Origin of the sequence: Falsigemmobacter intermedius, assembly GCF_004054105.1 — a bacterium.
GTDB lineage: Bacteria > Pseudomonadota > Alphaproteobacteria > Rhodobacterales > Rhodobacteraceae > Wagnerdoeblera > Wagnerdoeblera intermedia.
The window spans coordinates 66,431-76,862 of the sequence record NZ_SBLC01000004.1; the positions used below are offsets into that span (position 1 = coordinate 66,431).

General features: G+C 62.6%; 12 protein-coding genes. 10 read left to right on the plus strand and 2 right to left on the minus strand.

The window, feature by feature from the left end; genetic code table 11:
* Nucleotides 1-59: 59 nt before the first annotated feature.
* From EP867_RS03715 to EP867_RS03760, 10 genes are read left to right on the plus strand one after another with little or no spacing between them, the layout of a single operon-like run.
* Nucleotides 60-539, plus strand: coding sequence for a flagellar basal body-associated FliL family protein (locus EP867_RS03715; RefSeq protein WP_128486863.1), 480 nt, complete (start codon nt 60-62; stop codon nt 537-539).
* A gap of 11 nt (nt 540-550) precedes the next feature.
* Complete coding sequence (locus EP867_RS03720; RefSeq protein WP_174722293.1) at nt 551-934, plus strand: hypothetical protein; 384 nt, start codon at nt 551-553, stop codon at nt 932-934.
* Entirely contained in the window at nt 934-1,524 is a 591-nt protein-coding gene (locus tag EP867_RS03725) for a MotE family protein (RefSeq protein ID WP_128486864.1), read from the plus strand. Before EP867_RS03720 ends, EP867_RS03725 begins: the two co-directional genes overlap by 1 nt.
* A gap of 54 nt (nt 1,525-1,578) precedes the next feature.
* Nucleotides 1,579-2,451 (plus strand): flagellar motor stator protein MotA, encoded by an 873-nt coding sequence (motA, locus tag EP867_RS03730; protein WP_128486865.1) that lies wholly within the window; start codon nt 1,579-1,581, stop codon nt 2,449-2,451.
* Nucleotides 2,451-4,559, plus strand: a complete 2,109-nt coding sequence (locus EP867_RS03735; protein ID WP_128486866.1) for a hypothetical protein — start codon at nt 2,451-2,453, stop codon at nt 4,557-4,559. The genes motA and EP867_RS03735 overlap by 1 nt, the downstream gene beginning before the upstream one ends.
* On the plus strand, nt 4,556-5,200 hold the full coding sequence (locus EP867_RS03740; protein ID WP_128486867.1) for a lysozyme family protein: 645 nt from the start codon (nt 4,556-4,558) through the stop codon (nt 5,198-5,200). Before EP867_RS03735 ends, EP867_RS03740 begins: the two co-directional genes overlap by 4 nt.
* 1 nt (nt 5,201) lies before the next feature.
* Nucleotides 5,202-7,271, plus strand: coding sequence for a flagellar biosynthesis protein FlhA (locus EP867_RS03745; RefSeq protein ID WP_128486868.1), 2,070 nt, complete (start codon nt 5,202-5,204; stop codon nt 7,269-7,271).
* Nucleotides 7,272-7,318: 47 nt separating this feature from the next.
* Nucleotides 7,319-8,041 carry a flagellar biosynthetic protein FliR gene (locus tag EP867_RS03750; protein WP_128486869.1) on the plus strand — a complete coding sequence of 241 codons (723 nt, stop codon included), beginning with the start codon at nt 7,319-7,321 and terminating at the stop codon, nt 8,039-8,041.
* Nucleotides 8,041-9,108 (plus strand): flagellar type III secretion system protein FlhB, encoded by a 1,068-nt coding sequence (gene flhB / locus EP867_RS03755; RefSeq protein WP_128486870.1) that lies wholly within the window; start codon nt 8,041-8,043, stop codon nt 9,106-9,108. Before EP867_RS03750 ends, flhB begins: the two co-directional genes overlap by 1 nt.
* Nucleotides 9,108-9,479 carry a hypothetical protein gene (locus EP867_RS03760; RefSeq protein WP_128486871.1) on the plus strand — a complete coding sequence of 124 codons (372 nt, stop codon included), beginning with the start codon at nt 9,108-9,110 and terminating at the stop codon, nt 9,477-9,479. Before flhB ends, EP867_RS03760 begins: the two co-directional genes overlap by 1 nt.
* 1 nt (nt 9,480) lies before the next feature.
* On the opposite strand, the gene EP867_RS03765 is transcribed toward EP867_RS03760, so the two are convergent.
* Entirely contained in the window at nt 9,481-9,939 is a 459-nt protein-coding gene (locus EP867_RS03765; protein ID WP_128486872.1) for a flagellar basal body-associated FliL family protein, read from the minus strand.
* 12 nt (nt 9,940-9,951) lie between these two features.
* The coding region (locus tag EP867_RS03770) for a flagellar basal body L-ring protein FlgH (protein WP_174722297.1) at nt 9,952-10,432 on the minus strand (481 nt) is incomplete at its 5' end.

Genomic DNA, 10,432 nt, shown 5'->3' on the forward strand with positions numbered 1-10,432 from the left:
CTTAACAATCGGTTAGTGGCGACAGCGCTATAGCTGTGGAACGAAAAGGAGCCACAGCGATGAGCGACACCACAGTCACCGATGGGATTCCCACAAAGCCGAAATCCGGAAAAATTCCGATAATACTTGGCCTTGCGCTATCTCTTCCGGCGCTGGCGGCGGGCTTCTGGCTCACCTGGTCAGGGGTGATTCCCCCAGGTGGCACGCCCGGGGCGCGCCAGGGGAGCACTACCGGCGGAGCGGTGAGTTATATTGAACTTGATCCGCTGGTGGTCGCGCTGAGCCCCGGCGGCCGCAGCCGCCATCTGCGTCTCACAGCACAACTTGAGGTGGAGCCCGGAGCCCGTGCTGCGGTGGAGGCACTGCGGCCAAGGATACTCGACATGATGAACAGCTATCTCAGCGCTCTCACCCTCGGAGAGCTTGAGGCGCAATCCTCAATGATCCGCCTGCGCGCTCATCTTTTGCGCCGCATCGCTTTGATCGCAGGCGACGGCCAGGTGCGCGACCTGCTGATCACAGAATTTGTTCTGAATTGAAAGGATAACCCATGCAGCTGATTTCTGACGTTTTTCTGGCGGCAGGGGCCTTCGGTGCCGCGCTTTACTGCTTTGTGCTGCAACGGCGGCTCACGCGCTTTACCGGCCTTGAAGGCGACATGGGCTCCGCCATCGCGATTCTGAGCGGACAGGTTGATGACCTGACGCGCGCCCTCGCGAAAGCCCGCAAAGCGGCGGAGGGTCCGACCGGTGATCTCGAAGATCTGACACGGCGGGCGGCCGCCGCGACCGCCCGGCTGGAGCTGTTGATCTCCTCTCTCCATGACCTTCCCGAGCCTGGCGACACACGCGCCCCCCCGGTGGCCACCCCTCATGCGGTGCCGCCCGCAAGGATTCGCCGCTACCGCATCCGCCCCGCGGCAGGAGCAGCCTGATGGCCGGAAAACAAACAGCCCCTGCGCGGGGAATATTGATGTTTCTCACCGGGTTGATGCTCACGTCAGGCGCGATCCGCCTCGGAGATGGCTGGTCAGCAGCGCAGGCGCTCACCGCACCTGCTCCGGACGAGGTAACGGAACCAAAAAGCCAGACGGCGCTCAGCGCGGATACCTGCACCAAAACCACACCGGAGGTCCTCGCGGCCTTTCGTGAACGCGAGGAGCGTCTGGCCACCCGTGAATATGCCGCCGAGGAGCAGGCCGCCGCCCTGGCCATGGCAGAAGAGCTGATCCGGAAACGTCTCGCCGAGCTTGAGGCAGCCGAGGCCGCCCTCGCGGAGACCCTGGCCCGTGCTGATGGCGCGGCGGAGGGCGATCTGACCCGCCTCACCTCCGTTTATGAAGCCATGAAACCAAAAGAGGCGGCTGCGCTCTTCTCCACCATGGATCCGCAGTTCGCCGCCGGGTTCCTCGGCCGCCTTCGCCCCGAAGCCGCCGCCGCAATTCTCAGCGGAATGGACGCTCAGGCCGCCTATGCCATCTCGGCCATTCTCGCTGGCCGAAACGCCCGCGTGCCCACACGCTAGGCAAAAATTAACCCCGCCCGCACACACTGAAGCGATCATCGCAAGGGAGGTCCCATGACCGGAATTATCGGTATTGCCTGCGTTTTCGTCATGGTCTTCGGCGGCTATCTCGCCGCTGGCGGGAAAATGTCGATCATCCTTTATTCACTGCCGTTTGAGATGATGATGATCGGCGGGGCCGCAATCGGCGCCTTTCTGGTCGGCAATGCCGGGCCCGCCATCAAACATACACTCAGCGATATCAAGAAGGTTTTCAAAGGACCGACCTGGAAGGCCGCGGACTACCGCGATCTGCTCTGCCTGTTGTTTGAGCTGGTACGCCTGGCCCGCGACAACCCGGTCGCTCTGGAAGAACATATCGAGGCGCCTGAAACATCTTCCATCTTCGCCCGCTACCCGAAGATTCGCAAAGACCATGAGGCCGTTGGCCTGATTGCCGATACCCTGCGCGCGGCGGCAATGAACTACGACGACCCCCATCAGGTCGAAGAAGTGCTCGACAAACGCATGGAGGCGCTGCGCCACCATGCGATGCACCCTGCCCATGCGCTGCAGACCATGGCAGACGGCCTGCCCGCTCTTGGCATTGTTGCGGCTGTGCTTGGTGTGATTAAAACGATGGGATCCATTGACCAGCCCCCTGAAGTCCTTGGAAAAATGATCGGTGGCGCTCTCGTTGGCACATTTCTGGGCGTGTTTCTCGCCTATGGGATCGTCGGCCCTTTCGCCACCCGCGTCAAATCCGTGGTTGAAGAGGACCAGCACTTCTACGGTCTGATCCGCGAGGTGCTGATCGCCAATCTGCACAGGCATCCCGCCACAATCTGTATCGAAGTGGGCCGGCAGAATGCCCCCCACCATGTCCGGCCTGAGTTTACCGAACTGGAAGGCGCGCTGCGCGGGCTGCGCCAGCAGGAGGCTGCATAATGCTGCTTCTCATCTTTCTTCTGCTGCTTCCTGCCGGGGTTTCCCAGGCGCAGACCGTTACGGCCTACAGCGGAGACCACCCGGGCTTTACGCGAGTCGTTCTTGACCTCCCGCCGCGCAGTGAATGGCAGCTTGGGCGCCGCGGCGAGGACTATGGTCTTCGCATCCTCCCGCCTCCTGCCGCCGTCGATCTCAGCCAGGTCTACAGACGCATCGGTAAAAACCGCCTGGCCGGGATCGACTGGCTTGCCGAAGACGGCGAACTGAAGATCCGTCTGGGCTGCCTGTGCCATGCCCGCCTCACCGAGGATCGGCCCGGTCTGCTGATCGTCGACATCAGAAATGGTGCCGCCCCCGCAAATTCTCGCTTCGAACAATCCCTCGCGCCCGTTATTCCGCTACAGCTTCCCGATAACGTGCCGCGCGCCAAACCCCTGCAAAAAGTCCCCTTTCGTCCCGTTACTCAGCATGCAGAAGCGCTCTCAAAAAGCCTGATGGAGGATCTGTCGCGCGGAATTGCAGCAGGCGCGCTTCGACCGATCGCACGCATACCGGGCCCGCTCCCTGAAGTTCTGCCCCTCAGCGATGAACCCGCAGAGCCGCCCAACAGTGATCGCCCTGAACAGATGACATTCCACAACCGCGCCCCTGCGGGGATGGGTGATCCGCCTGGAACGGAGGCACAATGCGTCTCAGAAGATCGACTCCGCATCGGCAGCTGGTGGAATGGGTCTGATGCTGCGGCTGCACTTTCACAAAGCCGATCTCACCTGACCGCCGAGAGAGATCTCACAGACCCTGCCGGACTTGCAGCTGCCGTGCGCCTTCACCTCGCCCTTGGGCTCGGCGCCGAAGCCCGCGCAATTCTTGCCCTTGCAGACACGACAGACCCCGATACCGACGCTCTCACGGACCACAGTCTCTGGCTTTCTTTAAGCCATCTCGTAGATTCGGATCCGGAGGCGGGATACTTCAGGAATATGGCCGCCTGCGACGGTCCTGCAGCTCTCTGGGCCGTAGTGTCTCATCCTCACGGATCCCTCCCGCCCGACCTCAATGAGCCCGCCTTACTTCGGGCCTTCAGCGAGTTGCCAGGGCCGCTTCGCGAGGCGCTTGGACCAGACCTTGCGCAGCGCTTTCTGACTGCGGGGCGCCAGGATGCCGCCTTTGCGATCCATAATGCGGCATTGCGTGCGGCAAGCCGGCAAAGCGGCGCCCTGACACTCTCGGCGGGGCGCCTGCATAAATCCTCCGCACCTGCAAAACAGGCGGAATTCCTCTTTCGGGAGGTGATGCGCACCGATACAGGCAGTGCCGCTGCCGCACTCGCAGAACTGGCGGAACTGGAGCTGCAAAAAGAGCAGTTACCGCAGCCCGACTTGGTCGCAGCCCTTGAAGCCATGGCGCGGGATCACTCATCTGGTCAGGACGGTCGCGCCGTGAGGGTCGCTTTGGCGAAAGCGCGGCTGCTGAGCGGAGAGCATCTGAAGGCCTTTGCCGATCTGCCGCCTCCGCCAGACCCGCTCCATACAGACCTTTGGCGCCTGTTGGCCGACCGGGGCAGCGATGCGGCATTGACCGAAAGCGCATTGCGGGCGGACCGCGCGACATCTGCACAGCTGCCGCCGGGCATTCAACTGAAAATAGGGACGCGCCTTGCAGAGCTTGGGTTTGCCTCCGCCGCGCGGGACTGGCTTGAGCCCCTGGAGGCGGCAGATCGCAAAGGGGCGCTTGCTCTTGCCGATCTCGCCCTTCGGGACGGCAGAGCCGCCCTGCGCCGCATTGCGGGTGAGGACAGCGCAGAGGCCGCGAAACTGCGCGCCACCGCACTTGAGCTTTTGGCGGACGCGCCCGCCGCTGCCGTCGCCTGGACAGAGGCCGGAGAGCCGGATCGCGCCGCGCGGGCGGCATTTCTTGCCGGTGACCTGGAGGCCTCTGCCCGCTGGCTGCCCGCCCCGCTTCGAAAGGTGGCGGATGCTTTGGCCCCGCCTCTTTCGCCGGAGGAACCGGAAGGCCCGCTGGCCACTGCCCGTGACCGCCTTGAGGCCTCATCGGGCAGCCGACAGGCAATTTCTGCTCTTCTTGCCAACAGGACCACGCAGCCATGATACGCCTGCTCACCCTGCTTCTCTTTCTGCCGGGCCTGTCGCCCGCGGCCCCATCGCTCTGCGACGAAGCGGCGCGCGTTGCGGCAAAAGAAAGCGGTGTGCCGCTTAACATACTGCTGGCCATTACCCGCATTGAAACGGGCCGACGTCGCGGTGGCGAGACCGAGCCCTGGCCCTGGACCCTGAACGAGGCGGGTCAGGGCCACTGGTTTTCATCCCGCAAGGAAGCGGAGGCGCATCTCCTCCAGGCCCTCAACACCGGCAACCGCAACATCGACATCGGCTGCTTTCAGATCAACTTTCACTGGCACGGGCGGCACTTCAGCAGCGTGACCACTATGCTCGATCCGCTGGCAAACGCCCGATATGCAACGGTTTTTCTGAGAAAACTCTACGCCGAGAGCCAGGACTGGCAGGTGGCTGCGGGAAGGTACCATTCTCATACGCCAGAGCTGGCAGGCCGCTACCTCGCCCGACTGAATGCCGAACTGCCACAACAGCCCACCCATATGCGGCCTCGTGGTCAGGGCACTCCGCTTCTGCGCGGAGGTACGGTGCTCTCCGCCGGCTCGCTTCTGCGGGTCAGCCCCGGGGGCCGGGCCCTGCTTCCCGGCCCCCGTCCGCGCTTTTTCGGAGGTTAAGATGCTCAGGAACGCTCTGCTACAGCCCACCGTCCTGCTCTCGCTGGCGCTGCTGACCATCATCCTCATGATGGTTCTGCCAATGCCTGCCTGGCTGCTCGACATCGGCCTTGCCGCCTCCTTTGCCCTCGCAATTCTTATTTTCACGGTCACGCTTTTTGTCGAGCGACCGCTCGATTTTTCATCTTTTCCGACCATTCTTCTCGCCAGCCTTATGCTGCGTCTCGCCCTGAATGTCGCCTCCACCAGGCTCATCATCTCTCAGGGTCACACGGGCCCTGATGCCGCCGGCAGCATCATCGAAGGCTTCGCAGGCTTCCTGATGAGTGGCTCTGTCCTGCAGGGCGTCGTGGTATTCTGCGTTTTGTTGATCGTGAACTTCATGGTGATCACCAAAGGGGCCGGCCGAATGGCAGAGGTCGGCGCGCGCTTCGCGCTCGACGGGCTTCCGGGCCGCCAGCTTGCCATCGACGCTGATATGAGCGCCGGCGCGATCGATGCCACGAAGGCACGTCACCGCCGAGAAAAGGAACTGGCCGAGACGACCTTTTTCGGCTCCCTCGACGGGGTGTCGAAATTTGTGCGCGGTGACGCCATCGCAGGCCTTTTGATCACCGGCCTGAATATGATCGTCGGCCTGTCGGTCGGGGTGTTTTCGCATGGTATGCCGCTTTCGCAGGCGGTGAACACCTATACGATGCTGACAGTGGGTGACGCGCTTGTCGGGCAGATTCCGGCCGTCATCATCTCAGTCGCTTCTGCTCTTCTTCTTGCACGCGGCGCGGTGACCGGCTCAGCCGATCAGGCCCTTTTTACTCAATTAGGGCGCTTCCCGGCGGCCCTCCTGACGGTGGCAGGCCTGCTGGCGGTCTTTGCGCTTTTCCCGGGGCTCCCTTTCCTGCCATTCATTGCCTCGGCAGCCTTACTGGGCGCTCTGGCGCTTCGAAAGCGCAGGACGGCCGCGCTGCCCGTCCACGATCCCGAGCCTCTGGTCGCTGCGCGGCGCAAACCGATCGGCGATATGATTGACCTTGATGATATCCACGTCGAAGTGGCTCCGGACCTCGTCACCCTGATCCTGGACCCTGGCACGGGGCTGGATGCGCGTATTTCCTCAATCCGCACGCATGTCGCGACCAATTTCGGCATTATCCTCCCCGAGATCCGCCTGACCGATGAAGCGACCCTGCCGGGCGGCACCTACCGCATCCTCATTCAGGGGGCTGAGGCCGCCCGCGACAGCCTGCGCGCCGGACGGGCGCTGGTTCTGCAGCCCGCTGGCACAGACCTTCCGGCGCCCCCCGGCGAGGATGTCCGCGAGCCGGTCTATGGTGCCCCGGCCCGCTGGATTGCTGCGGAAAATCAGGAAGCTGCCGTCCTGAACGGGCTGACCGTCGTTTCTCCCTCTGAGGTGCTCGCAACGCATCTGTTGGAGGTCATTAAGGAACATCTTCCACGACTGCTCACCCTGCGCGGCCTCAGAAGGCTGTTTGACGAACTGACCAGTCTGAGCGACCCTGCCCGCTCAGAGGCGAACAGGCGGCTTCTTGACGACCTCATCCCCGAAAAAGTGGCTCCGGAACAGCTTTTGTCAGTCCTGCGTCTGCTCCTGGAGGAGCGGGTTTCGGTCCGTAACCTGCCGCTGATCCTGGAGGCGATGTCAGAGATCCGCCACAGCCCCCTGCCCCCCGAAGCCATCTGTGAGCATGTCCGGCGCCGTCTCAGCTTTCAGCTCATTGCCGCCTTGCGACGCTCCGACGGCACAATCCCCCTCGTGCAACTCGCGCCGGAATGGGACCAGGCCTTCAGCCGCTATCAGATCGATGCAGACCGCGGACTAAGCGACATCGCCCTGCCACCTGAGGAATTTCAAAAACTCTCCAATGGCTTAAGCAGTCAGATCAGCCGCGCTACAGAGCAGGGCCTCTCCCCGGCCGTCATCACCTCTGCCCAGCGACGTCGTTTCCTGCACAGCGTTCTCACCGCCCGCCGCCTCCCGGTCCCGGTGTTGAGCTACGAAGAGCTTGGCACCAGCGCGCGTCCCTCTCTGGTCGGACAGGTGCCCGCGTGACACCGATTGAGGAATTACTGTCATGGGGCACGGGCGCGGGAAGCGCCATGTTCTGGGCAACAACCCTCTGCTTCCTGCGGACCGGCGCCTTTGTCGCGCTGCTGCCGGCCCTTGGCGAACAGATCATCCCCCTGCGCATTCGCCTCGCGGCCGCGCTCTGTCTGACTGCCATCGTAACCCCCGCGCTTGGGACACCGGCGGTCGTCAGCCTCAGTTCACTGCTCGCCGAAGCCGGAAACGGCCTGGCACTTGGAGCGGGGTTTCGCTTCTTCCTGATCGCCCTTCAAACCGCCGGTATGATGGCCGCTCAGGCCGGATCCCTCGCCCAGATTTTCACCGGAGCCGGCTCGGAGCCGCAGTCGGGAATTTCAAATATGTTCAGCTATGCAGCCCTCGCACTCCTCTGCGCCATGGGCCTTCCGGAGGCAGCGGCGGCCCTGCTGATCCGCTCCTACGAATTTCTGCCACAGGGAACATTCCCTTCTTCTGCTGACATCGCCGTCTGGGGACTGGCGGGGGCGGCGCGCAGTTTCCGGCTCGCCATGTCTTTCGCTGCTCCTTTTCTGATCGGCGGCCTGCTTTACAATATCGCGATCGGCGCGATTAACCGTGCCATGCCGATGCTGATGGTCGCTTTGATCGGCGCCCCCGCTTTGACCCTCGGCGCGCTGATCCTTCTGGTCACGGCAACCCCTGTCATTCTGGCATTGTGGCTGACCGAAGTTCAGATCTGGCTGAACAATCCCTTTGCCGCCCGAGGGGGCCTTTGATGCAACAGGACGCCGGCGAGAAGGAATTTGCCCCCAGTCAACGCCGCCTCGATGACGCAAGGGCTCGCGGAGAAATTCCGATCAGCCGCGATCTGGCAGCAGCAGCCACCACAGGTGGCCTCCTGCTGGCAGCATGGATCTGGCCTCAGGGCGCAAGCGGCCCTGCCGCCATTCTGCAAGGTCTGCTGGAGCGCCCGGAAGCCGTCGGACACTCCGCCGGAGCAGGGATTTTGTCTCTCACGGCTGCGGTTGCGGTGCCCCTGCTGCCCTGGTTCGTCATCCCGGCAGCAATGGTGCTTATATCTCTTTTCGCGCAACGCGGTTTAACCTTCGCAACCGAACGGCTGCAGCCCAAACTAAGCCGGATCTCACCACTGGCCGGGTTTAAGCGGAAGTTTGGCCTCACCGGAATTGTGGAATTTCTGCGCAGCACCGTGAAGCTCAGCGTGATCGCCGCGCTGCTCATCTGGCTGCTGCTGAGCCAAAGCGGAACGCTGTTGCAGGCGACTGCCCTGAGTGCGGGCCAGAATATCATCCTAGCGGCAAATCTTATGGGCAGCTTTCTGCTCTGGTTGTTTCTGCTGCAGTTAACCATCTCCCTGGCGGATCTGCTCTGGCAGCATTTTGACCACCACCGCCGTCTGCGGATGACGCGTAAAGAGATGACAGATGAGCTGCGCAGCTCAGAGGGTGACCCCCACCTGAAGGCCAAACGCCGCCAGCGCTCCGAGGAAATCGCCACCCGCAACATGATCGCAGATGTCGCGAAGGCAAGCGTCGTTATCGTTAACCCCGAACACTATGCTGTGGCGCTTGCCTGGCAGCGCGGCAACCGCCACGCGCCCGTCTGCCTGGCCAAGGGAACCGATGCGATCGCACTGCGGATCCGCGAGGCTGCGCAGCGGGCCAATGTTCCGATCCGGCGGGACCCGCCGGCCGCGCGGGCCCTTTATGCAACGGTCGCTGTCGGAGAGGAGATCCGCCCCGACCACTATCGCGCCGTCGCCGCGGCGATCCGCTATGCGGAATCGCTGCGCAGAAAGTCTTCCGGAAGCTGGAGGCATTGATGAGCAAATCTCCCGACACCCGTCGGCTCAAGAGCCTGCATCAGCTGGCAAAGTTAAAGTCGGACCTGGCACTGGCAGCGCTGAGTTCTGCACGGCTGGCCTGCGAGCAGACCGCCGCCCGGATCGATGGACTGACCTGCCCGATTTTACCACGTTTTGAGGGGGAGAATGCGGCCACCCTCGAGCAGCAGCGCCTGCTTTATGAAAGCTGGGCAGAGCAGCGCCGGATCGCCCTTAACGGCCTTCTCGCCCGACAAATGGTCGAAGCCGCAGAGCGGCTGACCGAAGCCAGGGAGGCTTTCGGAAGGGCGGATGTGGTTGAAAAACTTTGCCAGGGACCTGCCCTTCGCAAGGGGGCAGATCCCGGCTGACTCACTGATCCTGACGGAGCAGATCCGTTATCAGAATATCATCGACCACCCCCGGCAGCACCAACCGCGCAGCCTCAACCAGGGAGTGTCTCAGCTGTGCAACCTGGCTTTCGCCGGTGAAATTGCCACGAAATCCGCCCACATTGGCACGTTCAAAAAGCACTTTCAGAAATTCGTCCCGCAACTTCGGCTCCTGAAAGGCCACCTGCTCTGCCATCTCGCCGCGCAGCTGTAGCGTGAGAGACATTAAAACCACCGCCGCAACCCGCCCGTTTTCCACCACGGGCACGACAAACTGATTGGGGAGCTTGTAATAGCTCACCTCTGCTGCCGGCTCGGGAAGCGCTGCGAGCTCTGGATCAGCGGCCGCAACGTCGGGCGCAGGGCGCAGCCACCAACCTGCAGCAGCGCCGCCTGAAGCCGACACCAGGATCATCAAAATGGGAAACAGCCATTTCATTCTCGTCTCTCCTCAGAAGGGCAGCAGACTGTCGGTGAGCTGTTGGCCCCATCGCGGTTGCTGCACATCCGTGATTTGCCCGCGCCCGCCGTAAGAAATCCTGGCGCCCGCAATTTTGTCATAGGTGATCTCATTCAGTCGGGAGACATCGCCCGCGCGCACATAGCCGGTGACGATCAACTCCCGCAGTTCGAAATTAACGCGAACCTCCTGCTGACCCTCAATGCGCAGCACGCCATGGGGCAATTCCTCCACCACCGTGGCCGCGACCCTCAGCGCCAGCTTTTCCTGACGCGCCACGGAGCCATCACCGGAATAACTGGCGCTTCCGCTGGCCTGAACTGCATTCGCCATAGTGGCGCCCTGGGCCAGTTTTTTGTCCATATTTTGAGGAAACCCAAAGAGTTGCGGCATCCCCATCGCGCTTTGCCACACTACACGACTCGCAACCTCAGGCTCTTCGGAATGACGATTTTCCGGTCGACGATGGGCT

Coding starts and splice junctions, on each gene's coding strand:
- EP867_RS03715 (WP_128486863.1), top strand. CDS start 60: ATGAGCGACACCACAGTCACCGATGGGATTCCCACAAAGCCGAAATCC.
- EP867_RS03720 (WP_174722293.1), top strand. CDS start 551: ATGCAGCTGATTTCTGACGTTTTTCTGGCGGCAGGGGCCTTCGGTGCC.
- EP867_RS03725 (WP_128486864.1), top strand. CDS start 934: ATGGCCGGAAAACAAACAGCCCCTGCGCGGGGAATATTGATGTTTCTC.
- motA (WP_128486865.1), top strand. CDS start 1,579: ATGACCGGAATTATCGGTATTGCCTGCGTTTTCGTCATGGTCTTCGGC.
- EP867_RS03735 (WP_128486866.1), top strand. CDS start 2,451: ATGCTGCTTCTCATCTTTCTTCTGCTGCTTCCTGCCGGGGTTTCCCAG.
- EP867_RS03740 (WP_128486867.1), top strand. CDS start 4,556: ATGATACGCCTGCTCACCCTGCTTCTCTTTCTGCCGGGCCTGTCGCCC.
- EP867_RS03745 (WP_128486868.1), top strand. CDS start 5,202: ATGCTCAGGAACGCTCTGCTACAGCCCACCGTCCTGCTCTCGCTGGCG.
- EP867_RS03750 (WP_128486869.1), top strand. CDS start 7,319: ATGTTCTGGGCAACAACCCTCTGCTTCCTGCGGACCGGCGCCTTTGTC.
- flhB (WP_128486870.1), top strand. CDS start 8,041: ATGCAACAGGACGCCGGCGAGAAGGAATTTGCCCCCAGTCAACGCCGC.
- EP867_RS03760 (WP_128486871.1), top strand. CDS start 9,108: ATGAGCAAATCTCCCGACACCCGTCGGCTCAAGAGCCTGCATCAGCTG.
- EP867_RS03765 (WP_128486872.1), bottom strand. CDS start 9,939: ATGAAATGGCTGTTTCCCATTTTGATGATCCTGGTGTCGGCTTCAGGC.